The organism is Pseudomonas sp. NPDC088414 (assembly GCF_044753325.1).
Classification (GTDB): Bacteria; Pseudomonadota; Gammaproteobacteria; order Pseudomonadales; family Pseudomonadaceae; genus Aquipseudomonas.
Genome location: NZ_JBIVMY010000018.1, coordinates 13,324 through 40,317 on the forward strand (window position 1 = coordinate 13,324; position 26,994 = coordinate 40,317).

At 62.6% G+C, this 26,994-nt stretch carries 21 protein-coding genes; 4 read left to right on the forward strand and 17 right to left on the reverse strand.

Annotation, left to right across the window (positions count from 1 at the left end; genetic code table 11):
- Window positions 1–101: 101 nt before the first annotated feature.
- Window positions 102–1,967 carry a DEAD/DEAH box helicase gene (locus ACIP8I_RS16405; protein WP_098966035.1) on the forward strand — a complete coding sequence of 622 codons (1,866 nt, stop codon included), beginning with the start codon at window positions 102–104 and terminating at the stop codon, window positions 1,965–1,967.
- Between the two features lie 234 nt (window positions 1,968–2,201).
- On the opposite strand, the gene ACIP8I_RS16410 is transcribed toward ACIP8I_RS16405, so the two are convergent.
- The 3 genes from ACIP8I_RS16410 to ACIP8I_RS16420 all read right to left on the reverse strand — a co-directional run bounded on the left by ACIP8I_RS16410 (window position 2,202) and on the right by ACIP8I_RS16420 (window position 5,511).
- On the reverse strand, window positions 2,202–2,795 hold the full coding sequence (locus ACIP8I_RS16410) for a YceI family protein (RefSeq protein ID WP_346609180.1): 594 nt from the start codon (window positions 2,793–2,795) through the stop codon (window positions 2,202–2,204).
- A gap of 31 nt (window positions 2,796–2,826) precedes the next feature.
- Complete coding sequence (locus ACIP8I_RS16415; RefSeq protein WP_007962073.1) at window positions 2,827–3,378, reverse strand: cytochrome b; 552 nt, start codon at window positions 3,376–3,378, stop codon at window positions 2,827–2,829.
- A gap of 345 nt (window positions 3,379–3,723) precedes the next feature.
- A complete protein-coding gene (locus tag ACIP8I_RS16420) occupies window positions 3,724–5,511 on the reverse strand; it encodes a flavin monoamine oxidase family protein (RefSeq protein WP_400762429.1) in 1,788 nt (595 codons plus the stop codon).
- A 223-nt stretch (window positions 5,512–5,734) separates the two neighbouring features.
- Between ACIP8I_RS16420 and ACIP8I_RS16425 the strand changes: the two genes are divergently transcribed.
- Both ACIP8I_RS16425 and ACIP8I_RS16430 read left to right on the forward strand, forming a co-directional pair.
- Complete coding sequence (locus tag ACIP8I_RS16425; RefSeq protein WP_400762430.1) at window positions 5,735–7,141, forward strand: adenosylmethionine--8-amino-7-oxononanoate transaminase; 1,407 nt, start codon at window positions 5,735–5,737, stop codon at window positions 7,139–7,141.
- Between the two features lie 143 nt (window positions 7,142–7,284).
- Window positions 7,285–8,004, forward strand: coding sequence for a 16S rRNA (uracil(1498)-N(3))-methyltransferase (locus tag ACIP8I_RS16430; RefSeq protein ID WP_329697156.1), 720 nt, complete (start codon window positions 7,285–7,287; stop codon window positions 8,002–8,004).
- Window positions 8,005–8,115: 111 nt separating this feature from the next.
- Here the strand turns inward: ACIP8I_RS16430 and ACIP8I_RS16435 are convergent, their stop codons facing one another.
- Window positions 8,116–8,733, reverse strand: a complete 618-nt coding sequence (locus tag ACIP8I_RS16435; protein WP_400762432.1) for a hemolysin III family protein — start codon at window positions 8,731–8,733, stop codon at window positions 8,116–8,118.
- Between the two features lie 211 nt (window positions 8,734–8,944).
- On the opposite strand from ACIP8I_RS16435, the gene ACIP8I_RS16440 reads away from it, so the two are divergent.
- Window positions 8,945–9,865 carry a LysR substrate-binding domain-containing protein gene (locus ACIP8I_RS16440; RefSeq protein WP_045122660.1) on the forward strand — a complete coding sequence of 307 codons (921 nt, stop codon included), beginning with the start codon at window positions 8,945–8,947 and terminating at the stop codon, window positions 9,863–9,865.
- A gap of 183 nt (window positions 9,866–10,048) precedes the next feature.
- Here the strand turns inward: ACIP8I_RS16440 and madM are convergent, their stop codons facing one another.
- The 13 genes from madM to ACIP8I_RS16505 all read right to left on the reverse strand — a co-directional run bounded on the left by madM (window position 10,049) and on the right by ACIP8I_RS16505 (window position 26,945).
- On the reverse strand, window positions 10,049–10,813 hold the full coding sequence (madM, locus tag ACIP8I_RS16445) for a malonate transporter subunit MadM (RefSeq protein ID WP_103485191.1): 765 nt from the start codon (window positions 10,811–10,813) through the stop codon (window positions 10,049–10,051).
- A 1-nt stretch (window position 10,814) separates the two neighbouring features.
- A complete protein-coding gene (gene madL / locus ACIP8I_RS16450; protein ID WP_027610595.1) occupies window positions 10,815–11,231 on the reverse strand; it encodes a malonate transporter subunit MadL in 417 nt (138 codons plus the stop codon).
- A gap of 66 nt (window positions 11,232–11,297) precedes the next feature.
- Window positions 11,298–12,218: a malonate decarboxylase subunit epsilon gene (gene mdcH, locus ACIP8I_RS16455; protein ID WP_400762434.1), complete on the reverse strand. Its 921-nt coding sequence runs from the start codon at window positions 12,216–12,218 to the stop codon at window positions 11,298–11,300.
- Window positions 12,215–12,835 carry a malonate decarboxylase holo-ACP synthase gene (locus tag ACIP8I_RS16460; protein ID WP_400762436.1) on the reverse strand — a complete coding sequence of 207 codons (621 nt, stop codon included), beginning with the start codon at window positions 12,833–12,835 and terminating at the stop codon, window positions 12,215–12,217. The genes mdcH and ACIP8I_RS16460 overlap by 4 nt, the downstream gene beginning before the upstream one ends.
- A complete protein-coding gene (gene mdcE / locus ACIP8I_RS16465; protein ID WP_400762438.1) occupies window positions 12,829–13,614 on the reverse strand; it encodes a biotin-independent malonate decarboxylase subunit gamma in 786 nt (261 codons plus the stop codon). Before mdcE ends, ACIP8I_RS16460 begins: the two co-directional genes overlap by 7 nt.
- On the reverse strand, window positions 13,611–14,462 hold the full coding sequence (locus ACIP8I_RS16470) for a biotin-independent malonate decarboxylase subunit beta (protein WP_400762440.1): 852 nt from the start codon (window positions 14,460–14,462) through the stop codon (window positions 13,611–13,613). Before ACIP8I_RS16470 ends, mdcE begins: the two co-directional genes overlap by 4 nt.
- The gene (locus tag ACIP8I_RS16475) at window positions 14,455–14,754 is read right to left on the reverse strand and encodes a malonate decarboxylase subunit delta (RefSeq protein ID WP_098966054.1); all 300 of its coding nucleotides are present in this window, start codon (window positions 14,752–14,754) and stop codon (window positions 14,455–14,457) included. The genes ACIP8I_RS16470 and ACIP8I_RS16475 overlap by 8 nt, the downstream gene beginning before the upstream one ends.
- Window positions 14,754–15,626 carry a triphosphoribosyl-dephospho-CoA synthase gene (locus tag ACIP8I_RS16480; protein ID WP_400762442.1) on the reverse strand — a complete coding sequence of 291 codons (873 nt, stop codon included), beginning with the start codon at window positions 15,624–15,626 and terminating at the stop codon, window positions 14,754–14,756. The genes ACIP8I_RS16475 and ACIP8I_RS16480 overlap by 1 nt, the downstream gene beginning before the upstream one ends.
- Complete coding sequence (gene mdcA / locus ACIP8I_RS16485) at window positions 15,626–17,296, reverse strand: malonate decarboxylase subunit alpha (RefSeq protein ID WP_108184078.1); 1,671 nt, start codon at window positions 17,294–17,296, stop codon at window positions 15,626–15,628. The genes ACIP8I_RS16480 and mdcA overlap by 1 nt, the downstream gene beginning before the upstream one ends.
- Before the next feature lie 321 nt (window positions 17,297–17,617).
- On the reverse strand, window positions 17,618–17,983 hold the full coding sequence (locus ACIP8I_RS16490; protein WP_400762444.1) for a DUF6124 family protein: 366 nt from the start codon (window positions 17,981–17,983) through the stop codon (window positions 17,618–17,620).
- Window positions 17,984–18,515: 532 nt separating this feature from the next.
- On the reverse strand, window positions 18,516–18,986 hold the full coding sequence (locus ACIP8I_RS16495) for a chemotaxis protein CheW (protein WP_330205875.1): 471 nt from the start codon (window positions 18,984–18,986) through the stop codon (window positions 18,516–18,518).
- Entirely contained in the window at window positions 18,979–24,879 is a 5,901-nt protein-coding gene (locus tag ACIP8I_RS16500) for an Hpt domain-containing protein (protein ID WP_400762511.1), read from the reverse strand. The genes ACIP8I_RS16495 and ACIP8I_RS16500 overlap by 8 nt, the downstream gene beginning before the upstream one ends.
- 11 nt (window positions 24,880–24,890) lie before the next feature.
- Complete coding sequence (locus ACIP8I_RS16505; RefSeq protein WP_007964095.1) at window positions 24,891–26,945, reverse strand: methyl-accepting chemotaxis protein; 2,055 nt, start codon at window positions 26,943–26,945, stop codon at window positions 24,891–24,893.
- Between the last annotated feature and the right edge of the window lie 49 nt (window positions 26,946–26,994).

Below are 26,994 nucleotides of genomic sequence, written 5' to 3' on the forward strand. Positions count from 1 at the left end.
CGGAACCGCAGCAGGACCGGACGGGATTGCGTCCTCTTAAACGCGATTCGCGCCAGGCAAGACTCCCATTGGGCCAAGCCCTAACTAAAACAGGATTACTCATGTCCTTTGCTTCCCTCGGTCTCTCCGAGGCTTTAGTCCGTGCCATCGAAGATGCGGGCTATACCGAGCCTACTCCGGTGCAACAGCGGGCCATTCCCGCCGTGTTGCAAGGTCGCGACCTGATGGTTGCGGCACAGACAGGTACCGGTAAAACCGGCGGTTTCGCCCTTCCGATCCTGGAGCGGTTGTTCCCCAACGGTCACCCGGACAAATCCCAGCGTCATGGCCCGCGCCAACCGCGCGTACTGGTCCTGACCCCAACCCGCGAACTCGCGGCCCAGGTTCACGAGAGCTTCAAGATCTACGCCCGTGACCTGAAATTCGTCAGCGCCTGCATCTTCGGTGGCGTCGGCATGAACCCGCAAGTCCAGGCCATGTCCCGTGGCGTTGACGTGCTCGTCGCGTGCCCGGGCCGTCTGCTCGACCTCGCAGGCCAGGGCAGTGTCGATCTGTCCCACGTCGAAATCCTCGTCCTCGACGAAGCCGACCGCATGCTCGACATGGGCTTCGTCCACGACGTGAAGAAAGTCCTCGCACGTCTGCCGGCCAAGCGTCAGAACCTGCTGTTCTCGGCGACGTTCTCCAAAGACATCACCGATCTTGCCGGCAAGCTGCTGCACAACCCGGAACGCATCGAAGTCACGCCGCCGAACACCACGGTCGAGCGCATCGAGCAACGCGTGTTCCGTCTGCCGGCCAGCCACAAGCGTGCCCTGCTGGCGCACCTGATCACCGCCGGCGCCTGGGAACAGGTACTGGTGTTCACCCGCACCAAGCACGGCGCCAACCGTCTGGCCGAGTACCTGGACAAACACGGCCTGCCGGCTGTGGCGATCCACGGCAACAAGAGCCAGAACGCCCGCACCAAAGCCCTGGCCGACTTCAAGGCCGGTGAAGTGCGCATTCTGGTCGCGACCGACATCGCCGCGCGCGGTCTGGACATCGATCAGTTGCCACACGTGGTCAACTTCGAACTGCCGAACGTCGATGAAGACTATGTGCACCGTATCGGCCGTACTGGCCGTGCCGGTCGTTCGGGCGAGGCGATCTCGCTGGTGGCCCCGGACGAAGAAAAACTGCTGAAAAGCATTGAGCGCATGACCAAGCAGAAAATCGCCGACGGCGACCTGATGGGCTTCGATGCCAGCACCATCGAGGCCGAGAAGCCTGAAGTGCGCGAGCGCCCGGACATGCGCAACCCGCGCAACTCCCGTGGCCCGCGTGGCGATGGTCCGAATGGCGGTGGCGGTGGCGGCGGTCGCAAGGACAAAGGCAAAGACAAGGGCAAGGAAAAACCCGCCGGCGAACGCGGCGAGCGCCCTGCCCGTCAGCAGAAACCACGTGAAGGCACCCCGGCCCGCGAACAGCGTCCGAGCCAGCCACCGCGTGCGGCGGCTGATCGTGCACCGGACGAGTTCCTCGACGACGATATCGATAACTTCGGTAACCGCGTGGATTACGTGCCGAAAGCTGCTCCAGCCGGTGGCCGTGGCCGTCGTCCGGGTGCTCCGGCACAAGGTGCAGGCGCAGGCGCTCCACGCGGCGGTCAGTCGCAGGGTCGCCAGAACGGTCCGCGCAACAGCAACGGTTCGAGCACCGGCACCCCACCGGGCAAACGCAGCGGCCCGCGCAACGGTGCTCCGCGTGATGGCCAGGGCCGTCGTGACGAGTCCTCACGCAACCGCCGCCCGGCTCGCGACGATCAGCAACGCGCCGAACCGGCCGTGCAGAACCCGCGCAGCACCGGGCCGAAGATCATGCACAAGGAATCGAAAGCCGACCGCTTCCCGACACCTGAGCAGCTCGATCAACTGCCGACCCGCCCGCGCGGTGAAAAACCAGCCTTGCTGACCCGCAATCGCTGAGTTATCGCTGCCCTGAAAAATGCCCCGACTCGAAAGAGCCGGGGCATTTTTTATGGATGTCCCAGAACCCGCTTTATGTAGGAGCTGCCGAAGGCTGCGATCTTTTGATCCTGAAAAAACCAACCTCAAAAGATCGCAGCCTTCGTCAGCTCCTACAGGGGCTCCGGATTGTGGCGGGCAATAAAAAACGCCCCCGGCCTTGCGACCGAGGGCGTTTTTGTATGGCGGCGAAAATTACTTCGCTTTCACACCTTCAAACGAGATGTACAGATCGACGTTGTCGGACTGTGGACCCAGGTCCATCATCTTGCCGAAATCAGAGCGCTTGATGCTGGTGGTGCCTTCGAAGCCGGCACGGTAGCCGCCCCATGGATCCTTGCCTTCACCCAGGAACACAGCCTTGACCACGATTGGCTTGGTCACGCCGTGCAGGGTCAGGTCGCCGGTCACGTCTGCAGTGTCTTTGCCAGCGGCGTTCTTGCCGGTGGATTTGACGCTGGTGGAGACGAATTTGGCGTCAGCGTATTTGCCCACGTCCAGGAAGTCTTTGCTGGAGATGTGCTTGTCGCGCTCGGCGTGGTTGGTGAACACGCTGGCGGTTTTCACGTTGAATTCGATTTTGCTGTCTTCAGGCTTGGCGGCGTCAAAGCTGAACTTGCCGTCGATGTCCTTGAAGGTACCGGTGATGAAGCTGTAGCCCAGGTGGCTGATCTTGAAGTCGACGAAAGCGTGCTGGCCTTCCTTGTCGACGGTGTAATCAGCAGCCATCACGTTCGCGGACAGTACGGCAGAACCGATTGCCAGAGCGGCCAGAGTCTTTTTCAACATGCTTTCTTTTCCTTTGAGTCGAGGTTGAATTTCAGGCTTTGCGACCGAGCATTCGCGTCAGGGTCGCATCACGATCGATAAAGTGGTGCTTCAATGCTGCCAACGCATGGAGACCGGAAAAAATTACCAGCGCCCATGCCAGCCAGAGATGAATCACCCCAGCGGTATCTGCCTGATCCGGTAGCCCGGAAACCAGTGCAGGAACTTCAAACAGGCCAAACACCGGGATCCCGACACCGTCTGCGGTGGAAATCAGGTAACCGGCGAGCATCACAGCGAACAGCCCGACGTACAGAAACCCGTGGCCGAATTTCGCGCCGATGCGGGTCATGCGGCTGTAGCTTTGCAGCGTCGGTGGCGGTGGGCTGATAAAGCGCCACAACACCCGCAACACCATCACACCCAGCAGCACCAGACCGATGCTCTTGTGCAGATCCGGCGCGTCTTTGCGCCAGCTGCTGTAGTAATCCAGCCCCACCATCCACAGACCCAGCGCGAACAGTCCGTAGACCGCCAGCGCCACGCCCCAGTGCATGAAGATGCTGACCCAACCATAGCGTGAAGCAGAGTTACGTAGCTGCATTGCCCAAATCCTGTGAGAACTGCGAACCAAGACTAGCGAGTTATCTATCGAATTAAAGCGGAAAATTTCGCTTTGAAAGATCGAGAAATACGATCAAGAGTCTGTAAGTGGCGTGTTAAGGAAAGATTAAAGGCGAAAGTGTCGCGGGGTGTCAGGTGGAAGATCTTGATGATGTGCTGTTTGAACAGGCCTCATCGCGGGCAAGCCCGCTCCCACAGTGGACAATAGCGCACACAAACTCTGCGTTCACCGCAAAACCTGTGGGAGCGGGCTTGCCCGCGATGAGGTTCTCACAGGCAATAAAAAAGCGCGGCCTGAGCCGCGCTTTTCATTCACCGCAAAGCCTTACTGCGCTTTGCTATCGGTGTTTGCCGCCGGAGCCGGGGTTGTAGCCGGCTTGGCCGCAGGCTTCTTCGCCGGTTCAGCCTTTTTCGCCGCCGGTTTGGCCGCAGGCTTCTTCGCCTCGGTTTTCGCCGCCGGCTTCTTCGCTGCAGGCTTGGCCGCCGCTTTCTTCGCCGGTTCAGCCTTCACCGGGGTCGCTGGTTTCGGCGCTTCCACCGGAGCTGGCGCAGGGGCTGGAGCCGGTACAGGCGCCGGAGCCGCTGGCGCTGGAGCCGGCTCAGGCGCCTTCACAGGCTCTGGCTTCTTCTCGTCATCCGAACCGCCAAACAGGTTGCTGAAGAAGTTGCCCTTCTTCGCCGCCACGGCACCCGCCGCGCCTGCCGCTGCTGCGGCTGGAACTACTTTGACCGGTTCAAACGACTTGCCGGCGGCCAGGTCTTCAACCTGACTGGCCGCACGCTGACCGGTGCGCAGCGCGCCTTCCAGGGTGCCCGGGTACAAGGTGTCAGTGTGCTCGCCAGCAAACGTTACGCGTTGCAACGGACGTTCCCACATGCGCCAGAACTTGCTGATCTGGCCCGGGCCGTAAGCCAGGTAGGCGCCGCCCATCGACGGGTCGGTGCTGTAGCGGCGGATTTCATAGCCGGTGAAAGAGCCACGGGCCTGTGGATAAAACGCGTGCAGGCGGATCAGCACCTGATCGACCATCTGCTTGTCGCCGAACGCCTGCATCACACGGGCGTTGTCGCCGGACAGGTTGATCACCACGTTGGCGCCGCCCTTCAGCGCCGGCTCGATCCAAAGCATGCCCAGACCTGCGTTGCTGTAGATCTCACCGGACATGCGCGCCTTGCTTTCCCACACAGGCGTCTTGAACTTCAACATGATCTGGTCGCGCCAGCCGTAGTTGGTGCCCTTGATCGCGGCCAGGTGCTGAGCGTCCAGTGCCGGGGTCAGCGCAATCTTGTTCAGCGCACGCAGCGGCACGGCCAGCACCACGTAATCAGCCTGGTAGCCAACACTGCCGACCTTGACGGTCACGCCGTCCTTGTCCTGAGTGATCGCAGAAACCGGCGAGTTGGTCTTGATGGTCTTGATCTGTTTGACGAAGGCCTGGGCCAGTACCTGGCTGCCGCCGACCAGACGCGAAGCACGCAGGTCGCGGTCAGAAACGCCGCGATACACGCGGTTCTGCTGGGCGAAATACAGCAGCGACAGCCGCGAAGGCTCGTCGTAGTGGGTGCGAATGTCCTGGTTGATCAACTGACGCGCGGTGGCCGGCAGGTTCTGCTTGTCCAGCCAGCTCGACACGTTGATCTGGTCCAGTGCATGCAGAGTGTTGGTCGCGGCCGGGTTCTGCGGGTCGTCGATCGAGCGTGCCAGATCGTCGAGGGTTTTCTGGTAGCGCTTCAAGGCATCGGCGGTGGCCGGTTGCTTGGTCGCCAGATCGGCAGCGGAAAAATACTCGCCGTCGATCAGATAACCCGGAGTGCGCACGAATTCAGGGGCTGGCGTGGTGCTCAGCTTGAAGGTCGAGACGTACTTGTTCAGCACCGGCTGGGTCTTGTCGTTGCCGATCCACTCGCTGGTGGCCATGCCCGAGCGTCCGCCCAGGCTCGGTTTGGCTTCCAGCAGGGTGACCTGCCAACCCTTGTTTTGCAGCTCGTAAGCTGCGGTCAGGCCCGACAGGCCGCCGCCGATCACGATTGCGGTTTTATCCTTGGCCAGCGCCGTAACGCTGAACAGCCCCAACATCACCAGCGCACAGGCGCGCAGCCAACCGACAGACATTCAGCGAACTCCGGAAATACACGTAGGAAAAAGCAGTTTTGCGGGTCAGACGACCCAAAGAACCGCGAAGAATACGTCAGCCATCAAAACGCCGCCAGCGACGTCTATCGGCCCATACAAAGTAGCTCAATCGACGCAATGGGTTGTCCCGGCGCGATGCATTGCATAGGCTTGCGCGATTGTTTGCCCGCGCCTGACGCGAGCCGCCTCGAGGAGACTGTAAATGGGCCTGAATAACCAGTGGATGCAACGCGACCTCGCGGTGCTGTGGCATCCCTGCACCCAGATGAAAGACCACGAACAGCTGCCGCTGATCCCGATCAAACGCGGTGAAGGCGTCTGGCTCGAAGACTTCGAAGGCAAGCGCTACCTCGATGCCGTCAGCTCCTGGTGGGTCAACGTGTTCGGCCACGCCAACCCGCGCATCAACCAGCGCATCAAGGATCAGGTCGATCAGCTGGAACACGTGATTCTCGCCGGTTTCAGCCATCAACCGGTGATCGAACTGTCCGAACGTCTGGTGAAGATGACCCCGGAAGGCCTGAACCGGGTGTTCTACGCCGATAACGGTTCGTCCTGCATCGAAGTCGCGCTGAAAATGAGCTTTCACTACTGGCTCAACCGCGGCCAGCCGAACAAGAAGCGCTTCGTCACCCTGACCAACAGCTACCACGGCGAAACCATGGCAGCGATGGCGGTCGGCGACGTGCCGCTGTTCACCGAGACCTACAAAGCGCTGCTGATGGACACCATCAAGGTGCCAAGCCCCGATTGCTACCTGCGCCCCGAAGGCATGAGCTGGGAAGAGCATTCGCGCAACCTGTTCGCCGCCATGGAACAAACCTTGGCAGAACATCATGACAGCGTTGCGGCAGTGATCGTCGAGCCATTGATTCAGGGCGCCGGCGGCATGCGCATGTATCATCCGGTGTACCTCAAGCTGCTGCGCGAGGCCTGCGACCGATATGGCGTGCACCTGATCCACGACGAAATCGCCGTTGGCTTCGGCCGTACCGGGACCATGTTCGCCTGTGAGCAGGCCGGCATCCGCCCGGACTTCCTCTGCCTGTCCAAGGCCCTGACCGGCGGCTACCTGCCGCTGGCGGCGTGCCTGACCACCGACGAGGTCTACAGCGCGTTCTACGACGACTACCCGACCCTGCGCGCCTTCCTCCATTCGCACAGCTACACCGGCAACCCGCTGGCCTGTGCGGCGGCGCTGGCGACGCTGGATATCTTCGAGCAGGACCACGTCATCGAGAACAACCAGGCCTTGGCCCGGCGCATGGCCTCGGCCACTGCGCATCTGGTTGATCACCCGAATGTCTCGGAAGTGCGGCAGACCGGCATGGTGCTGGCGATCGAGATGGTCAAGGATAAAGCCACCAAAGAGGCCTACCCTTGGCAGGAACGCCGTGGCCTGAAGGTGTTCCAGCATGCGCTGGAGCGCGGCGCGTTGCTGCGGCCGCTGGGCAGCGTGGTGTATTTCCTGCCGCCGTACGTGATCACCCCGGAGCAGATCGACTTCCTCGCCGAAGTCGCCAGCGAAGGCATCGACATCGCCACCCGTGACAGCGTCAGCGTGGCGGTGCCAAAAGATTTCCACCCGGGGTTCCGCGATCCGGGCTGATTGAAAATTTGTGGCGCCTGAACTGCCGCTTTCGCGAGCAAGCTCGCTCCCACAGGGAAATGCATTCCAAATGTGGGAGCGAGCTTGCTCGCGAATGAAGTCGACACCGATCCAACTGATTCACATCTTTTTAGAGACCCACCATGAGACTGTCCCGCTTCTTTATCGACGCCCCCCTGAGCACCGGCGAACACGAACTGCCGGAAGCCCAGGCGCATTACATCAGCCGCGTGCTGCGCATGGCCGAGGGCGATGCGGTGCAGTTGTTCGACGGCTCCGGCCATGAATTTCGCGGCGCGCTGGTGGAAGTCGGCAAGAAACGCGTCGTCGTGCAGATCGACGAGCAGTTCGCCGGACAGATTGAATCGCCGCTGCAGATCCACCTCGGCCAAGGCCTGTCCCGGGGCGAACGGATGGACTGGGCGATCCAGAAAGCCACCGAGCTGGGCGTGACGGAAATCACCCCGATCTTCAGCGACCGCTGCGAAGTGCGCCTGAAGGACGAACGCGCCGACAAACGCCTGCTGCACTGGCGTCAGGTGGCGATCAGCGCCTGTGAGCAGTGCGGTCGTTCGCGGGTACCGGTGATTCATCCGCCGGTGTTGTTGGCGGACTGGATCAAGCAGACCGAAGCCGAACTGAAACTGGTGCTGCACCCGGTGGCCGAGCCGTTGGTCAGCCATGCCAGACCGGCGACGCTGGCGTTTCTGATCGGGCCGGAGGGTGGTTTGTCAGATGCCGAGGTCGAGCAGGCCAAGGGCAACGGCTTCCATGCCGCACGCCTTGGGCCGCGGGTGCTGCGCACCGAAACCGCGCCGGTGGTTGCACTGGCGGTGGCCCAGCAGCTTTGGGGTGACTTCTAGGGCCCCATCGCTGGCAAGCCAGCTCCCACAGGAATGAGGTTGGAACACGCTGATGTGTTCAACATAAAAACCTGTGGGAGCTGGCTTGCCAGCGATTGGCAGCAACTCGGTCTACAAGACATAAAACAGAATCGCCACAAAGTGCAGCAGGCTCCCGGCGATCACGAACAGATGCCAGATCCCGTGCGCATGGCGCAACCGGTGATCCAGGGCAAAAAAGATAATGCCCACGGTGTACAGCAACCCGCCCGACGCCAGCCAGGCAAAGCCTGCCGTGCCCAACGCCGCAATCAACGGCTTGACCGCCACCAGCACAATCCAGCCCATCACCGCATAGATCACGATCGACAGGATCCGCGCCTCCGAGCGTGGCTTGATCTCTTGCAAGATGCCGATCAGCGCCAGCCCCCAGACAATCCCGAACAGCGTCCAGCCCCACGGTCCGCGCAGCGTCACCAGACAGAACGGCGTGTAGCTGCCGGCGATCAGCAGGTAGATCGAAAAGTGATCGACCTTCTTCATGATCGCTTTCTTGCGCCCGCGCACGCTGTGGTACACGGTCGAGGCGCTGTAGAGCACCAGCAAGGTAAAGGCGTAGATCGCCACACTGACAATCTTCCACGGACTGCCGTCGAGGCTGGCAATCACCAGCATCCACACCCCGCCGATAAATGCGGCCACTGCCCCGACAAGATGCGTCCAGGCGTTGAGTTTTTCCCCGTGATACATGTGTCGCTCACCTCGTTATTCGTTACCGCAGCGCGCAAGGCTCGGGCCTTGAGCGTAAAAGCGCAATGTTTCTGTTCAAAGCCAGGATCAAAAGATCGCAGCCTGCGGCAGCTCCTACAGGAAGATCGCATTCCACAGGTAGGAGCTGCCGAAGGCTGCGATCTTTTGATCTTCAAGGCACAATCGACGCATTCGAAAAAGAGTCCGCGCCATGCTGATCGACGAAGAATTGACCCTGAAAAAACTCGAGGTGTTCCTCGCCTTCATGCGCACCGGCAATCTGGCGCGCGCCGCGGCCGAGTTGCAGACCAGCAATGTCAGCGTGCACCGGGCGATCCATTCGCTGGAAAGCGCCCTGCGCTGCCCGCTGTTCAAGCACGAAGGGCGCAACCTGACGCCACTGGAAAGCGCCTACGTCCTCGAAGAACGCGCGCAGAAGCTGATTCAAGACGTGGTCGAAAGCGTGCGCCTGACCCGCGAGGCTGCCGGATTCTCCGCTGAACGCTTCAAGCTCGGCTCGCTGTATTCGCTGACGGTGAAAACCGTACCGCAACTGATCATGGGCCTGAAGATCCGCCGCAGCGAACTCAACATCGACCTGATCCTCGGCTCGAACATCGACTTGCTCTACAAGCTGAAGAACATGGAAGTCGACGCGATCCTGGTGTCGCTGGACGACACAGTCAGCGATCCGGACTGCGAGCAGATCCCGCTGTTCTCCGATGACATTTTCCTCGCCACGCCGGCAGATTCAAGATTCGCCCAGCGTCAGGAAGTCGATCTGGCGGAGGTGCGCGACGAAACCTTCATCACCCTGACCCAAGGCTTCGCCACCCACCAGGACGGCATCCGGGTGTTCAAGCAGGCGGGCTTCGAGCCGAAGGTGGCGATGCAGGTCAACGACATCTTCACCCTGCTGAGCATGGTCAGCTCGGGAGTGGGTTATGCGTTGCTGCCGGGGCGGATTGCGGCGGTGTACGAGAACCGGGTGAAGCTGATTCCGTTGCAGGAGAAGTACCGCTTGCAGCAGCACATTGGCGTGGTGTTCTTGAAGGCCAAGGAGCGTGATCCGAATTTGCTGGCGTTGCTGGCGGAGTGTCGGATGTATGCGAATCGGCAGGCTGGGGTTTAGAACAAGAGCAACCCCCTCACCCCAGCCCTCTCCCCCAAGGGGTAGAGGGGGAAAGGGAGCAGATCGGGGGCTTTTCAAAACCTGAGTTCGACTCAGGAATTTCAGGTCGGCGTACCTCCAACATCCACCTCGGTCAGTCCCCTCTCCCTCCGGGAGAGGGCTAGGGTGAGGGGCTTTTGAACTTCAGCCCACAATCCCGCGAACAATGAAGAACAACAACGAAGGCCCCAGCAAGCACCCAAGCCCGGTGTGGAACGTCGCCGTCAACGCCCCATAAGGCACCAACCGCCTATCCGTCGCTGCCAGCCCCGCGGTCACCCCGCTCACCGTCCCGGCCAGGCCGCCGAATACCATCGCCGAACGCGGGTTATCCAGGCCCATCCAGCGCGCCGCGACCGGCGTGCCGACCATCACCAGAATCGCCTTGATCAACCCGGTAGCAATCGACAGCGCCATCACATCCGAAGTCGCGCCAATCGCCGCACCAGTCACCGGGCCGACGATGTAAGTCACCGCACCGGCGCCGATGGTGGTCATGCTCACCGCATCGCGATAGCCGAAGGCCCAGGCCATGCACGCGCCGACAATGAACGGCAGGATCGTACCAAGCAACAGCGCAATCACGCCGATCAACCCGGCCTTCTTCGCTTCGGTCGCCTGCACTTCGAACGCCGTGGCGACGATCGCGAAATCCCGCAGCATCGCCCCGCCCATCAGACCGATGCCGGAGAACAGCGTCAGATCCGCCAGGCCTTTCTGGCCGCCGGTCAGGGTGCCGCCGACCCAGGCCAGCACCAGACCGATGACGATGGCAATGGCCGAGCCGTGAATGCGCCCGAAGGTCAGGCGTTTCGAGAGAATCACCGAGACCCACATGATCACGCCGACGAAAGCGAACGCGGTGATCAGGCCATTGTGTTCCAGACCGTTTTCAATGAGTGCCCACATGTCAGCGACCTCCTACCGGGGTGCCGACCGGAGTGACTTCCACCGGTTCGTCGGGCAATGGTTCACCCTTATGGGTGCGGCTGATCAAGGCAATCGTGCAGCCACACACCAGCACCGAACCGATGGCCGCCAGCACCGCCACCGGGCCGCCGTGCAGGGCGGTGACAACGTTCTGTTGCGCGGCCATCGCCACCACCACCGGAATGTACATCGCGCCCCAGAAGCCGACGCCCATCTCACAATCCTTGGTCATGCCGCCGCGTTTCTGCATCCACAACCGCGCGCAGATCAACAGGATCATGGCGATGCCGACCCCGCCGACGTTGGATTTGACGCCCAGCAACACGCCGAGCATGTCACCCATGATCACCCCTGCCAGCGTACAGATCGCCAACAGCGCCACACCGTAAATAATCATTGTTGTAGTCCTCAAAGTGCATCGTCGAATGTTGTTTTTGTTGTTCGAAGCCTGAGTCGCGGCGGTTTAGGGTCGGCGGTTTTCCTCCTCACGCAACAGCGCCTGCAAGGTGTCCAGACGCGCACCGTCAAAGGCAGTGACCGTGCCCGATTCGAACGCCCGGCGCGCCAGCCCGGTCAGCACCGCACCGGGCGGCAGTTCGATTTGTAAACGTACGCCGCGCTCGTAAGCGCTTTGCACGGTGCCGCGCCAGTCCACCACGCGGCACATGTTGAACGCGAGATCGTCGCGCAGGGCGTCAGTCTTGATCAGCGGACGCGCGCGACTGCCACTCAGGTAAGCGATTTTCGGGGTCTTCAGTGCAACCTTGGCAAAGGCTTCGGCGAGGGTTTGCGCCGGTGCCTCCAGCAACGGACAGTGCGATGGCACACTCACCGCCAGGCGTTTGGCCAGACCGGCGCCCTGACTGCGCGCCAGCTCCGCCACCGCTTGCATCGCCGCGTCGCTGCCGGCAATCACCACCTGGTTATCGGAATTGATGTTGGCCAGATACACCGGCGACTCCACGCTGTGCACCTGCGCCAGCAGCGTTTCGACGGTGGATAATTGCAGACCGATGATTGCGGTCATGCCATAGCCCTGTGGATAAGCTTGCTGCATCAACTCGCCACGCAGACTGACCAGATGCAGCGCATCGCTGAAACTCAAGGCCCCGGCGCCCACCGCTGCCGGGTACGCACCGATGGACAGGCCGGCGACGTAATCCGCCGTGAGTCCGTCCTGCAGCAACTGCCGCGAGGCAGCGACCCCAGCGATCAACAGACACAGCTGAACCGCCCGGGTGCTGCGCAACGCGTCGGCAGAATCGAGCAGCGAAACATCTTCACCGAGTACGTCGCTGGCCTCGGTCAAGGTTTCCCGAGGCAAACGCTGGAGCATGCCCGGTTGTTGCGCACCCTGGCCGGGGAACACCAACAAGCTGCTCACGCTGCCTGCTCCTGCGGGTTCCACGGATCAGCGACCAGACACGCTTGATGGGCGTTTTTCAGCAGCACTCGAGCCGAACCGCTGGCCCATTCGCGCAAGGCGACTGCACCGAACGGCGTCTGCAATTGCATGTCGACCCGGCACACAGCCTGATCGAAACGCTCGACCAGTTTGCGTGCCTGATTACGCGTGATCAGTTGCGGTGTCCGCAGAATCAGATCGAGATCGCTGGCCGCGTGCATCGCTCTAAAACCACTGGCCAATTCAAACCCGACACTGCCGCTGACACCCCAGACCCAACCGCAATCATCGAGCATTGGTCGCAGTTGATTGAGTGCCTGCATCACTGGCAAATCGCGCTCGCAACCGACATGACACAGCGCCTCCGGACTGACCCGACGCACAATCGCCTCAAGCGCCATGAACGCCGCCAGCCGCTGCTCACGCAACACACCGCGAATACCCACCGCGACCAAACCTTCAGCGCTAACAGCTCGCCGCACCACCACCGGTTGCCCGGCAGCCAGCGACTCGATCGCCCACTGCGGCGCATCCGCCGGCAGCTGCGCCGGGGTCATGCCCCACAGCAGGTCGTGGGCCAATGGCAGGTTCACCACTGCGCCCTCAGCAGTTCACGCACGCGGCTGGAGGCCTCACGATTTTTCGCGCCGAGACGCTTGCGCAAGTCAGTGCCGGAGATATCGTCGATAGCCTGTTTCAGGCACTCGGTCACCCGCGCCAGATCCTCCGCTGTCGGCTGCTCGATCTGCTGCACCGACAGGGTTTCCCAGAGCAATCCGAGGCTGGCGTAGCTGTCGATGTCATAGGCCATCGGCGGCACGCTGGCGGCCAGTGCTTCCAGTTCCTCGACACTGCGCAGCGTCACTCGCGCCGCCGAGGCCTTGCCCATCGCATGCACCATCACCCCGGGATCGCGCAGGGCAATCAAGCGGTTGGCCTGATAACCGTGGGCGAGAAACGCCCCGGACATGGCCTTGCCCACCAGCAGCGCAATCACCGGATGCCCGGCCAGACGGGCGCGGGCATAACTGTCCGCCGCACCGGCCAGGGCCTGATGAATGCCGAGGGCTTCTTCGCGACGACCGTAAGCCTGGCTCGGGACGTCGACGATGGCGATGATCGGGCGCTTCTGCGCTTTGTCGCGATCTGCCGTGATCGCGTCATCCACAGCCTTCGCCAGACCCCAGCCTTCGAGCAAACCGACTTCGCCATTGCGAGCGCGTGGAAAGCGGTTGTCCGGGTCAGCGACCACAGCGATAAACCGCCCGAGTTCGCCATCGGCGACCTTCAACGATGGCGGCAAACCTTCGACCGCTTTCGCCCCACCGGTCAGGGCGTTGAACCAGTTCAAACCGCGCACGGAATAACCACTCATGAGCGCTCTCCTTGATACAGATCGCGAACCACCGACGGTTCGATTTGCCTGGCAGTTTCCAAACGGTTCAGGCGTTGCAGGAACCATTCGGCACGCTGACTGCGCGGTTGTGCTGGCAAACCTTGCTGCAACAGTTCACCGATTTGCTGGCGGATCTGCGCCACATCATCGGCGACATAACGATCCACCAAGCCACTGGCGAATCGCTGCTCGCCACCGGTCAGGCTCCAGATGAAGGGCCGGTCGCGGGAGTCGTATTCTTCGATCCCGGCTTCCTGCTCGATCACCTGCGGGCCGTTCAAACCGATGCGTGCTTCCTGGGTCACCAGCAAATAGCTGCACAAAGCAGCGGCAATCGACATGCCGCCGAAGCAACCGACGCTGCCCGCGACCACACCGACCACCGGTTGGTACTGCTGCAAATCGACAATCGCCGCGTGAATATCGGCAATCGCCGCCAGCCCGAGGTTGGCTTCCTGCAAACGCACGCCACCGGTTTCCAGCAGCAGAATGGCGCGAGTCGGGATGCCCTTGCGGTTGTCTTCGGCGGCCAGTTCCAGCGCGCCGGCAATCTTCGCCCCGCCGACTTCGCCGAGGCTGCCGCCCTGGAACGCGCCCTCGATGGCGGCGATCACCACCGGCAAACCGTCGAGGCTGCCCTTGGCGATCACCACGCCGTCATCGGCTTGCGGCACCACGCCCTGGCGCTCGAGCCACGGCGACATGACCCGTTGAAACGGGTCGAGCAATTCACGGAAGGTCCCGGCGTCGGGCAAGGCTTTCGCCCGTTGCCGCGCCCCGAGTTCGACGAAGCTGTGCTTGTGCAACAGCGCTGTGCTGTCAGTCATGGTCGATCTCCTCGAAACCTTGTTCCAGACGCAGCCGCACCACACCCGGCGTGGCGCCGAAATCGTGGATATCGATGGCCATCGCCGGTGGGGTGGTGCCGTCGAACATCCGCGCAAACAGATGCTGCCAGCGCTGCTGCGCACCGTTGACCGAGGTCTGCACATTGATCGTCAGCTTGCCGGCCAGCCCCGGTTCGATCAGCACTTCCAGATCGCCCGAGCCGACACAACCGACCAGCGCCCGCCCGCGTGGCGGCTGCCCGGCGGGGAATTCAAAGGATAAGGTTTCCATCAAAACGCTCCCTGAAGGATGCCGTCGCGCTCGATTCGGTCGAGCAGCAGCGTGGCGGCGAGCAAGTCGGCGGCGCCACCGGGCGAGGCATTCAATGCGATGAGTTGTTGATCCAGTTCGTGCAGGCGACGACGCCCGGTGAGGCTGGCGCTGCCGCCAGCGTCGAGCACTGCTTGCGCGCCGTGTTGCATGGCCTGCAGGCCTGGTTCACCGGCGCGGTAGAGCACGCAGGTGTCGGCCAGATCGGTCATGATCGCCAGCAGCGCATCGAGCCGGGCGTTCTGTTCGCCGTGGCCGCTGGCGCGGCTGCGCTTGAGTTGCGGCAGGCCGCGTTGCAGCACGGACGGAAAGCCGAGTTGCGCTTCCTCACGGGCACCGCGTGCGCCGTAACGCAGGGCGACTTGTGCGCCGTGGCTCAGCGGTTTTGGTGCGTAGCGGTCATTGAGTAATGCCAGACGTGCGGCGCGAACAGAGACGGCGTTGGCACTTGAGGATTTCGGTTCCAGTGCAGCCGCCGTCACCAATAATCCCAGCGCCCAAATGGCACCGCGATGGGTGTTCACGCCGTTGGTGGTCGTGAGCATGGCTTGCTCGCCTTCACGGCCGATCCGACCAATCGCTTCGCGCAACGTTGAATCGACTTCGCCGATGTCCACCGCCGCTTCAGCCATTTCCTTGAACGCCGGCCATAACGACAACGCCGAAGCGTGCATCAGGCCCAAGTGCAGATCGGTGTGCGCGCCATTGCCACGCCGGTCGACCAGCGCCGGTTTCGGCGACAGATCGGCTTCGTCGATCAGTGCATCCACTGCCAGATCCGACAGGCGTTCGCTCAGGCTCAGGGGTTTCGCTTGCAGGTTGAGTGCGTGCATTACCAACTCCTGAATTTGGCGGGCGGGTTGTACAGGCCGCCGGACCACTCGACCAGATCGGCCACGCTTTTCGCCGCCAGCAGTTCACGGGTGGCGTCGGTGCGGCGGATGCCGAGGTCTTCGGGCAAGGCGATCAGGCCTTCGCGGCGCATGCGTTCGGTATCTTTCGGGTTGTGGCGCAGACCGATGGCGGTGACGCCGGCGACCGCTGCGATCATCGCCTGACGCTCCTCCAGCGAGCGCGCCTTGTACAGGTAGGCGATGCCTTCTTCGGTGAGCAGGTGGGTAACGTCGTCGCCGTAGATCATGATCGGCGCCAGCGGCATACCGCTTTTCTTCGCCACTTCCACCGCGTCGAGGGTTTCGACGAAGGTCGGTTTGCCGCCCTCCTGGAAGGTCTCGACCATTTGCACCACCAGTTTCTTGCCGCGTTCGAGCATCGGTTGCGGCGCGTCGTCGTGGCGCATGTCGAGCCACGCGGGGGTGCCGTGACGCCGACCGCGCGGGTCGTGGCCCATGTTCGGCGCACCGCCGAAACCGGCGAGGCGACCACGGGTGACGGTCGAAGAATGGCCGTCGCCATCGACCTGCAGCGTTGCGCCGATGAACAGATCCACCGCGTATTGCCCGGCGAGTTGGCAGAACATCCGGTTGGAGCGCAGCGAGCCGTCGCGGCCGGTGAAGAACACGTCGGGGCGTGCGGCGATGTAGTTTTCCATGCCCAGTTCGGTGCCGAAGCAATGCACGCTTTCGACCCAGCCGCTCTCGATCGCCGGGATCAGGGTCGGGTGCGGGTTGAGCGTCCAGTTACGGCAGATCTTGCCTTTGAGGCCGAGGGATTCGCCGTAGGTCGGCAGGATCAGCTCGATGGCGGCGGTGTTGAAACCGATGCCGTGGTTGAGCGACTGCACGTTGTGTTTTTCGTAGATCCCGCGAATCGCCATCATCGCCATCAGCACGTGCACCGGTTTGATGTGCCGTGGATCGCGGGTGAACAGCGGTTCGATGTAGAACGGCTTGTCGGCCACCACGACGAAATCCACCCACGAGGCCGGGATATCCACGCGCGGCAATTCGCTGACGTCGTCCACCAACTGGTTGACCTGGACGATGACGATGCCGTCGCTGAAGGCCGCCGGTTCGATCAGTGCCGGGGTGTCTTCGGTGCTGGGGCCGGTGTAGATGTTGCCGGCGCGGTCGGCCATGAACCCGGCCGAGAGCACGACGTTGGGGATCAGGTCCACCACCAGCCGCGCATAGAGTTCGATGTAAGTGTGGATCGCACCGACTTCCAGCAGGCCGTCTTCGAGCAACTGGCTGATGCGCAGGCTCTGGGTGCCGGCGAAGGAGAAATCCAGCTTGCGGGCGATGCCGCGTTCGAACAGGTCCAGGTGCTCGGAGCGACCGACGCTGGGCATGATCATGTGCAGATCATGCAGCTTGGCCGGATCGGCTTTGGCCAGCGAACGGGAAAGGAAATCCGCCTGCTTCTGGTTGTTGCCCTCCAGCACCACGCGGTCGCCGGGATGGATCAACGCTTCAAGCGCGGCGACGATCTTGTCGCTGGGCAACACCACACCGTCGGCCAGCCCGCGCACCTTGTCCAGACGCCGCTGCTTCTCGTCACGCCGCCGCGTCCAGCGCGAGTCGGGGGAAATTGTTGTTGTCATGCTCACTCCACGGGGTTCGCTGTCGTGGAGCCAAGGTAGGCGTGTGAGCGGGGCGCATCAATCAAGCGCGGTGGTGGATCGTTACGGTCAGGGTAACGATCGAGAGCTGCCCTCACCCTAGCCCTCTCCCGGAGGGAGAGGGGACTGATTGGGGGTTGCTCAAGGGATACGCCGACCTGGGAGTGTTGTACTGAATCCGGAATTCACCAGGTTTACCAAATCCATAATCGACTCGGTTTTTCAGGTCGATGTACAACGCCAGACACCTCGGTCGGCCCCCTCTCCCTCCGGGAGAGGGCTGGGGTGAGGGTCGGCTTTTAATCACTCCGTCGGCACCAACTTATCCAACACCCGGTTCACCGCCATCTCCGCCACCATCACCACCTGAGCAATGCCCTGCAGTGTCTTGCGGTGCGTGCCTTGCACCAGCGCCGCATGGTTGTTGAGCATGACCGTGGCCGAGCCGAGGGATTCGGAGGCGTCGGCCAACAGGGATTCGCTGTCGGCGTCGGGGTTGGCCATGTACAGCGTGTTGGGGGTGTAGGCCGTGGCCATGAGGTCGGGTTTTGGCGGGCCGAGGTAATGGTCGAGGGCGCGTTCGGCGGCTTCGTGGAATTTCTTTGATTCGGGGGCCTCGTAGGGGGAGGCCGTGTCGGTGACTGGCGGGTTAGGTGTTACTTTGAACATCGGAATGTACCTCTGTGAGGCCGCACCATCCCGCTGCTAAACGGTAGGGTGGCGGCTGTGCGCAAGTTAGCAGACCGGTCATTCCGGAACCCGGCGCACCCGAAGGTGCCATGCACACAGCCACCATCAAGCGCAGGCGAATGCCTGACCGGATGAGACTTGTACGACCGGAATAAAACGAAGCCGGGCTGCTAAACCCGATCACTGGGAATCAGTGACGCAATCAAGTTACGCAGCCCGCCGAGGGCGCACAAGCCGGCGGATTCTGGTGCATGCGTAGGCAGTGGCGCAAGGATTTGTAGGCGGATTAGGCGTAACACTGAGTGTCTTTAAACAGCTGTGCTGGAAGGTGTTTATTGCACTGCAGGAATTGAGGATTTGCCTGTGAGAATTTACTGATTCAATTGGCCCTATCGCTGGCAAGCCAGCTCCCACAGGGTTTTGGGTGATTCACAAAATCCGAATACGACGCGGACACTGTGGGAGCTGGCTTGCCAGCGATGAGGCCAGTCAAAGCACCACAAAGGCAGGATCAGTGAGCCAGCCCAGCCTCCACCAACAACTGCTCCAACCCCAACAAATCCGGGACTTTCGCCACCTGCTCCCCGACCTGCACCGCTGCCTGTTCCAGCGCACACAACGGCACATCGACATAACTCAACTGACTGTCGAGCTTGTACGAACGCGGAATCCCCTGCACCAGCAGCGCAATGAATTTCAGCTGCGGCAACCCACCGAGGGCATTGAGGATGACGATCCGCGCGCGTTCGCCGATGACGATTTTCTGCCCGCAGGCCGACTCGAAACTCAGCAGCGGAATCTGTCGCTCACGCCAGCTCACCCGCCCCAGATACCACGGTGGCGTGTCCAGATCGAAGGCGCTGGCCTGGTAGTCGATCAGCTCGGCCACGGCGACGTTGGGCAGGATCAGATTGCGATCAGCCAGTGGCAGCAGCAGGCCGGTGAGTTGGCTGGTGCGCGCGTTGTGGCGGCGCTCATGCATGTTTCTTGCTCCAGTGGGCAATGCTTTCGAGCAGCACCGATTCCTGATACGGCTTGCCGAGGTAGTCGTTGACGCCGATGGCCATCGCGCGGTCGCGGTGTTTCTGCCCGGTGCGCGAGGTGATCATGATGATCGGCAGGTGTTGCAGACGTTCGTCCTGGCGAACCTGAGTGGCGACTTCGAAGCCGTCCATGCGCGGCATTTCGATGTCGAGCAGCATCAGGTCGGGCATGTGTTCTTCCAGCAGCAACATCGCGTCGACGCCGTCCTTGGCGGTCAGCACGTTCATGCCGTGGCGTTCGAGCAAACGGCTGGTGACCTTGCGCACGGTCACCGAGTCATCGACCACCAGCACCAGCAGCGGTTTCTGCGGTTCGCTGTCGATTTCCGCCTGCGCCGGACGCTGCGCAACCCGCGCCTGCATCGCGCGGATCGGCGCGAGCAAGTCAAGAATCAGCACCACCCGGCCATCGCCGAGAATCGTCGCCCCGGACACGCCCTGCACCGCCGCGAACTGCGGGCCGAGGCTCTTGACCACGATCTCGCGGGTGCCGGCCATCGCATCGACCTGCACCGCGATGTGCCGGTCATTGCACTGCACCAGCAGCACCGGCAATGGCAGGCTCTGGCCGAGCAGTTTGGGCCGCGGCGCGGTTTTCAGCAGCTCGCCCAGATAGCACAGTTCGTAACGCTGGCCGGCGTAGTGGTAGCTCGGCGGATCGTTGCGGTAGTGCGCTTCCAGATCATTCGGCAACACCCGGACGATGCCTTCGATGGTGTTCAGCGGAATCGCGTACTGATCCTCGCCGCACTGCACCATCAGCGCACGGTTGACCGACACGGTGAACGGCAGACGAATGCGGAAATGCACGCCCTGCCCCGGCACCGAATCGATGCTCATGGTACCGCCGAGCTGACGGACTTCCTCATGAACCACGTCCATGCCGACGCCGCGCCCGGAAATCTGGGTGATCTTTTCCGCCGTGGAAAACCCCGGCTGCAGGATGAATTGCAGCACGTCGCGGTCGCTGAGTTCGGCGTCCGGTGCGAGCAGACCACGCTTGATCGCCTTGCGCCGCACCGCTTCCAGCGGCACCCCGGCGCCATCGTCGCGAATATCGAAAACGATGTCGCCGCCCTCGCGGGTCAGGTCGAGGGTGATCGTGCCCTGCGCCGGTTTGCCCGCCGCCAGCCGCACTTCGGCTGACTCTAGACCATGGTCGACGGCGTTGCGCAGCATGTGCTCCAGCGGCGCGGCCATGCGCTCCAGCACATTGCGATCCATCTCGCCTTCGGCGTTGCCGATGATGAACGCGACGTCTTTGTTCAGCTCTTCGGCGACCTGCCGCACGATGCGTTTGAGGCGCGGCAGCATGCGTTCGAATGGCACCATGCGCGTGCGCATCAGGCCTTCCTGCAATTCGGTGTTGATCCGCCCCTGTTGTTGCAACAGGTTTTCGGCGTCGTGATTGCGGCGGTCGAGGGTTTCCTTGAGATCGAGCAAGTCGGAGGCGGACTCGAACAGCGCCCGCGACAGTTGCTGCAACTGCGAATGACGGTCCATTTCCAGCGGGTCGAATTCTTCGTAACCAAGGCGTTCGGCATCGACTTGCTGACGGCTGAGGATCCGTCCCTGGGTTTCGGTGTCGAGTCGGCGCAACTGATCGCGCATGCGTTCGATGGTGGTTTCCATCTCGTTCAGCGCGGTTTGCGCATCGCTGACTTGCTGCTCGATACGTCCACGGAAAATCGAGGTTTCCCCGGCCAGATTGACCAAGTCATCGAGCAGTTCGGCGGAGACCTTGACCATGTCCGCGCCGGCATCAGCTGCGGGTGTTGCGGGCTCGGTTTTGGCCGGAAGCGGCAACGACGGCGGCGTGTCCGGGGTCGCCGGGTGGCTGAAATTCTGGATCGCATTGATCAGCCGATCCGCCGGCGGGCATGGCTGCCCGGCGCGCACGCCATCGAGCATCTGCGCCAACCGGTCATGCCCGCGCTGCACCAGCGCGAACAGTTCGGCGGACGGTTGCAGCACGCCGGTGGCGAGGCTTTCGTAAAGGTATTCGAGCTCATGGGCGAGGTCGCCGATCGGGCCGATCTCGACCATCCGCGCACCGCCCTTGAGGGTGTGCAGATCGCGCAGCAGGGTTTCCACTTCCTGGCGATTGCCCGGCTCGGCCTGCCAGCGCTGCAGTGCCGCGCCGGAATTTTCGATGATGTCGAAACCTTCTTCGAGGAAGATTTCCAGCAGTTCCGGGTCATGTGCGGCGCTGTCGTGATCGGCGGCCGGTTGCGCCGTTTCGGCAGTGCCGGAGGCGCCCTGGCGGAACTGGCGGATTGTCTCGATCAGATCCTGCGCCGGGCGCAGTGGTTGATGCGCCTGCAACTGCTCCAGCAACAAGGCCAGGCGATCATGGCCCTTGTGCAGCAAGCGACCCAGCGTTTCACTGTGACTGTAGCGACGATCCACCAGCCCTTCGTAAAGACTTTCCAGCTCATGGGCCAGATCGCCTATGGCATCGACCTCGGCCATTCGCGCGCCGCCCTTGAGGGTGTGCAAATCGCGCTGCAACGACGACAGCGGCGCAGCGTTGTCCGGGTCGCTCAACCAGCGCTGCAGGGCTTGCCCGGCACTGTCGAGAATGTCGACCGCTTCTTCGAGAAAGATCTCGACGATCTCGTCGTCCGGCGCCGCCTCGGCATTGGCGTGGGACAGTTCGGCGGTGGCGGCGCCCAGCTCATGGATGCTCAAGGTGCGGCTGCCGTCGCTACGAATCAGCCCCATCGCCGTCGGGTCGAGGCTTTCATCGAGCAGTTCGTGCAAGGCGCGGATGCGCTGCGGCTGCGGGGTGATTTCCTGGCCGGCAGCCAGTTCGTCGAGCATGTTGATCAGCGCTTCGTGGGCGTTCTGCGCTTCGTGGAAAAACCTGTCGCTGACCGCCAGGCTGCTTTCTTCGACGGCGCCATACAGGTCGAGCAAGGCTTCGCACAGCACATCCACCGGCAGCAGATCGGCGAGGTGTGCGCCTTCGCCCAGAGTAGTGAGTTCGTCCAGCAGCGCGCTGAGTTCCTGGCGCTCGCCGGGGTGTTGCTGCCAGCGTTGCAACAGGCTTTCGGCGTCGAGCAGGATGTCCATGCCCTGGGCGAGGAAGTTGTTGATCAGTTGCGGATCGCGCTTGATCCGCAGGCCGGTGCTCGGCGCGCTGAGGATCGCCTCCAGACGTTCGGCCAGCAGCGTTTCGGTGCGTTTGATCAGCGACTGCGCACCGACAATCGGCGCCAGCGGATCGTGCTTGAGCTGGCGCAAACCAACGCGGAACAGGCCTTCGGCTTCGAGGAGCAATTCCACTTCATCGAGATCCAGCGGCAACTGATGCGCCTTGAACTCGCGCGCCAGTTTATCCAGCGGCGCCGCCAGTTCGGCAATCGGCAACACGCCGGCCATCGACGCACTGCCCTTGAGCGTGTGCAAGGCGCGCTGCAATTCGTCGCTGGCCGGCAGCGGCACATGCTCGGCGGCCTGATCGAGGAAGCGGTTGAGGCTGGCGAGGTGGGTTTCGGCCTCGTTGCGGAAGATCTCCAGCAACAGCGGGTCGAGGGCTGCCACATCATCGACGTCTTCGGCCGCCAGCGGCTCGACGCCTTTGGCCAGCGCATGCGCGCGGGCCGCCAGTTGATCGACATCGCTGCGCTGCCGCTGGCGCTGAGTGGCGAATTCGCTGATCAGTTCCGGCAGCAACAACACCGTGTCCGTGAGCAACTGCTGCACCTGCGCGCCGGGTTCGACGCTGTGCTCCAGCACGCGGTTGAGCAGGTTTTCCACAGCCCAGGCCAGCTCGCCAAGGATCAGCGCACGCACCATGCGCCCGCTGCCCTTCAGGGTGTGAAAGGCGCGGCGCAGTTCGGTCAGGGCGGCGCGGTTCTGGGTGTCGGCCGTCCAGCGCGGCAGGTATTCGTGCAGGACTTCAAGCACCTCGTCGGTCTCTTCGAGGAACACTTCGCGCAATTCATCGTCCACCGGCTCCTCATCGGCCGGCGGCGGCATCAGGCTGCGGGGGGTGATCAAGGCCGGCGGGTTGAGCGCCGACACCGGGCTGGCCAATACATCTGCCAGCGACTGCACGGTCTCGGGGTCATCCAGCGCCTGCAGGTCCTGCATCACCAGCGCTTCGCTGGGGCTGAGCACATCGTCGAGCAGCGGCACGTGCGGCTCATGTGGAAAGAACCCCAGACTGGCAAGGCTCTTTTGCGCGACATCCAGCAGTTGTTCATTCGGCGCTTGCGGGTCGTCACTCAGGCGTTCGAGGTAATACTCGAGGCTGGTGATGACGTCGGCCAGATTATCCAGTTGCTGCCAGCCCGGCTGGTGCGGATCGAGCAGCAGGTGTTCGCGAATAAAGCTGTTGCAGGCCTCGACCAGACTCGCCGCGCGGCTCAGCGGAATCATCGCCAGCGCACCGCGCACCTGGGTCAGCAACTCCGGCAGCGGTTGCAGTTGCTGGCGATCCCAATCGGCGTCGATGTAATCGACGATCATGTCCTTGGCCTGTTGCAGGCAGATGCGCGCTTCCTTGATCACGATCTGATGGATCTGCGTCAGGTCGGTGGTCGGCAGGCGCGCGTCTTCGGGGCTTTCCGGCTCTACGGTACCGACCATTCCGGCGAGGTTGGCTTCGACGTAAAGCAGCGCGCCGGCCACGTCCATCAGGGTCGCGTCATTCGGTTCGCGCTGGCCCTGAGCGAGGCTGAGCACCACCGCCAGTTGGTCGATGATGACTTTGCGCGGCTGGCCGAAACCGAGCACCGCGAGGGTGTCGGCGATCTGCCGCAGCGGCGCCAGCAGACTCTCCAGGTCGGAGGTGTGCTGACGGTCGCTACGGACGAACAGGTCGAGGCGCTCCTTGACCCGCACCAGCTCTTCGCACAGCGCCGCCAGTACCGAGCGCATCGCATCGCGGTCGGGGCCGGCCAGACGCGCACGTTCTTCGTCGACCATCGCGCTGTCGGGCAACGCGTCGTCCAGGGAGTAGCGATCTTTCATGGTCAGCATCTGCCCGGTGGGATGTTCGGCTTTGGCAATATAGAACAGCAGGCTTTTCAGCAGCTCCGGCGGGGGCGGCTGATTGAGGCCGCGCGGGCCTTGTTCGAGCAGGCGCTTGAGCTCCTTGTCGGCGTCCTTGAACAGGCTGCGCAACGCCGGGCTGTTGGCGATGGCGCCTTCGCGCATGCCTTCGACCAGCGCTGAAGCGACTTGCCACAGCGGACTCAACGGAGCATCGCCGCTCAGCGCTTCGAGGCGCTGGAAGACTTTCGCCAGGTATTCGAGGTGGGTCTGGTCGTCCTGCTCGCGCAGCAACCCGACCAGCGCCATTTGCAGCATCTGGCGCAACTTGCGCAATACGTTGGGCAGGTCGGCCGGCTCCAGCGCGGCCAGGGCTTCTGCGCTCAACGGCGGCAAATCCGGCAGTGGCGGGCTGAACAGGCTGGTTTCCGAGAGCAGGCTGTCGCCGCGCGCACTGCGCAGGTCATTGATCAGCGGCAGCACCACCAGCGGCAGATCGCGGCGGGCACTCTGCACCCGATCGAGATAGATCGGCAATTGCCCGAAGGCTTGCAGCAGTAAGTGCAGCGCTTCGTCGCGATGGGCAATGCGCCCCTGCTGCAAGGCTTCGACCAGATGCTCCATTTCTTCGGCGAGCAACGCCGCGCCGTAGAACTCGACCATCTGCAAACTGCCGTGCACCTGATGAATGTACGCCAGGCATTCATCCAGCCCCGGCGCGGCCTGCGGGTCATCGAGCACGGCTTCAATCGCCTGATGCGCCTGCCTCAGCGTTTCGGCAATTTCACCCTTGACCCATTCGAGGGCCACGTAGTCGTGCCGGTCACCCATAACCACTCCACTCACGCCTTGTCCGTCGCGGACGCCGACGGCAAGGTGAAACCGGATACCGAACGGCGCAGCTGACTGGCCATCTTCGCCAGATTGCCGATGCTCTCGGCGGTGGCGGTCGAGCCGGACGAGGTCTGCGAGGTGATCTGCTGGATCACGTTCATCGTCAGGGAAATCTGCCCGGCCGACGAGGTCTGCTGCTGCGCCGCGTTGGAAATGCTTTGAATCAACGCGGCGAGGGTTTTCGAAACGCCTTCGATTTCTTCCAGTGCCACACCGGCATCCTGCGCCAGTCGCGCGCCGCGCACCACTTCGGTGGTGGTCTGCTCCATGGAAATCACCGCTTCGTTGGTGTCGGTTTGAATCGCCCGCACCAGGGTTTCAATCTGCCGGGTGGCGGCGGACGAACGTTCGGCCAGTCGCTGCACTTCGTCGGCGACCACGGCAAAACCGCGTCCGGCATCCCCGGCCATCGACGCCTGAATCGCCGCGTTGAGGGCGAGGATGTTGGTCTGGTCGGCAATGTCGTCGATCAGGCTGACGATATCGCCGATTTCCTGCGACGACTCGCCCAGACGCTTGATGCGCTTGGCGGTGTCCTGAATCTGTTCGCGGATGTTGTCCATGCCGTGGATGGTGTTGTGCACCACCTCGTTGCCCTTGTTGGCGATCTCCACCGAACGCTCGGCCACCGCTGAGGATTCGGCGGCGTTGGCCGACACCTGATCAATCGACTGGGCCATGTCGCTGATCGCCGTCGAGGCTTCGGAGATCTGCTGCGCCTGATGCTCCGAGGCCTGGGCCAGGTGCATGGCGGTGGCCTGGGTTTCCTGCACGGCGGCGGCCACCTGGCCGGCGGTGAGGTTGATGGTGGCGACCAGATCGCGCAGTTGATCGACCGAGTAGTTGATCGAATCGGCGATGGTCCCGGTGAAGTCTTCGGTCACCGAGGCGGTCACCGTCAGGTCGCCGTCGGCAAGGTCTTCGATTTCGTCGAGCAGGCGCATGATCGCGTTCTGGTTGCGCTCGTTCTTCTCGGCGGTCTCGCGCAACTGGCGGTTGGTTTCGCGGACCATGACCATGCCGATCAGGATGATCGAAGCCAGCGCCAGCAAGCCCAGCACGTAGCCGCCAATGGTGTCGGTGTTGCGCCCGCCGGCAAGGTTTTCGAAACCGCTGGCGAGGTGCGAGGCTTCGTCGAGCAGGGTCTGCGACAGGCTGAAGATATTGCTCGCCGACTCGCGAACCTTGAACAGCTCCGGCGAGGTTTCGAGGATTTCATCCACGGAGCCGGAGACGAACTGGAACAGCTCGGAAATTTCACTCAGCCGCGCACGGGCATCACGGTCTTCGACCTGGCTGATTTTCAGGGTCGGGTTGCCCTGCAACATGCCGTTGAGGACCTGGCCGAAACGGGTGGCGTCGCGGCCAAACGCATCGGCAGCCTGCTGCGAGTTTTCGTCGCCAGCGAGCACGGTGTTGACCGCGCCGAGAATGCGTTCGGCCAGCAGCGATTGGCGCTGGGCCATCGCCACCTGCGCTGCCGGGGCGCCGCGCTGCAGAAGGATCTCGACGACTTTTTCGTATTCGATCTGCAACTGCGGCACGGTTTCGGCCAGCGTCGCGGCGACCTGATGCAGCGAGAGCACGGTCTGCTCGCTGGAGAGAATCGCGTCGGTGTTTTTCAGCAGGCGTTCCCAATCCAGCTGCACCGCGCGCATTTCCGGGCGCACGGTGGCCGGCGCGGGCGGCAGGCCGGTGGACGGGTCACCCTTCTTCAGGTAACCCCAGCGCTGGGCAAAATCATTGCGCGCATCGCTCAGCAGCTTGAACGCGGCAGCCTTCCCGGCAGCCGCCTCGGTGGCGTTCTTGGCGATGCGTTGCGACAGCACGCGCAGCTCACCGGCGTGGCCGATGTACTGCTTGTCGTAGTTGGCCTGGGTGTTGAGGTAGGCGAAGTTGGCGAACAGCAGCATGATGAACACGATCAGTGCGATGAACAGCACGATGATCTGCGAGCGACTGCGCGACCCTTCTGCCGATTTGCCTGTTTTTGCTTTTGTCATCGGTCCTCGCCTATGAAACCTGCCACGGTCCACTGTGGGATTTGTGGTG

Coding starts and splice junctions, on each gene's coding strand:
- ACIP8I_RS16405 (WP_098966035.1), top strand. CDS start 102: ATGTCCTTTGCTTCCCTCGGTCTCTCCGAGGCTTTAGTCCGTGCCATC.
- ACIP8I_RS16410 (WP_346609180.1), bottom strand. CDS start 2,795: ATGTTGAAAAAGACTCTGGCCGCTCTGGCAATCGGTTCTGCCGTACTG.
- ACIP8I_RS16415 (WP_007962073.1), bottom strand. CDS start 3,378: ATGCAGCTACGTAACTCTGCTTCACGCTATGGTTGGGTCAGCATCTTC.
- ACIP8I_RS16420 (WP_400762429.1), bottom strand. CDS start 5,511: ATGTCTGTCGGTTGGCTGCGCGCCTGTGCGCTGGTGATGTTGGGGCTG.
- ACIP8I_RS16425 (WP_400762430.1), top strand. CDS start 5,735: ATGGGCCTGAATAACCAGTGGATGCAACGCGACCTCGCGGTGCTGTGG.
- ACIP8I_RS16430 (WP_329697156.1), top strand. CDS start 7,285: ATGAGACTGTCCCGCTTCTTTATCGACGCCCCCCTGAGCACCGGCGAA.
- ACIP8I_RS16435 (WP_400762432.1), bottom strand. CDS start 8,733: ATGTATCACGGGGAAAAACTCAACGCCTGGACGCATCTTGTCGGGGCA.
- ACIP8I_RS16440 (WP_045122660.1), top strand. CDS start 8,945: ATGCTGATCGACGAAGAATTGACCCTGAAAAAACTCGAGGTGTTCCTC.
- madM (WP_103485191.1), bottom strand. CDS start 10,813: ATGTGGGCACTCATTGAAAACGGTCTGGAACACAATGGCCTGATCACC.
- madL (WP_027610595.1), bottom strand. CDS start 11,231: ATGATTATTTACGGTGTGGCGCTGTTGGCGATCTGTACGCTGGCAGGG.
- mdcE (WP_400762438.1), bottom strand. CDS start 13,614: ATGAGTGGTTATTCCGTGCGCGGTTTGAACTGGTTCAACGCCCTGACC.
- ACIP8I_RS16470 (WP_400762440.1), bottom strand. CDS start 14,462: ATGACTGACAGCACAGCGCTGTTGCACAAGCACAGCTTCGTCGAACTC.
- ACIP8I_RS16475 (WP_098966054.1), bottom strand. CDS start 14,754: ATGGAAACCTTATCCTTTGAATTCCCCGCCGGGCAGCCGCCACGCGGG.
- ACIP8I_RS16480 (WP_400762442.1), bottom strand. CDS start 15,626: ATGCACGCACTCAACCTGCAAGCGAAACCCCTGAGCCTGAGCGAACGC.
- mdcA (WP_108184078.1), bottom strand. CDS start 17,296: ATGACAACAACAATTTCCCCCGACTCGCGCTGGACGCGGCGGCGTGAC.
- ACIP8I_RS16490 (WP_400762444.1), bottom strand. CDS start 17,983: ATGTTCAAAGTAACACCTAACCCGCCAGTCACCGACACGGCCTCCCCC.
- ACIP8I_RS16495 (WP_330205875.1), bottom strand. CDS start 18,986: ATGCATGAGCGCCGCCACAACGCGCGCACCAGCCAACTCACCGGCCTG.
- ACIP8I_RS16500 (WP_400762511.1), bottom strand. CDS start 24,879: ATGGGTGACCGGCACGACTACGTGGCCCTCGAATGGGTCAAGGGTGAA.
- ACIP8I_RS16505 (WP_007964095.1), bottom strand. CDS start 26,945: ATGACAAAAGCAAAAACAGGCAAATCGGCAGAAGGGTCGCGCAGTCGC.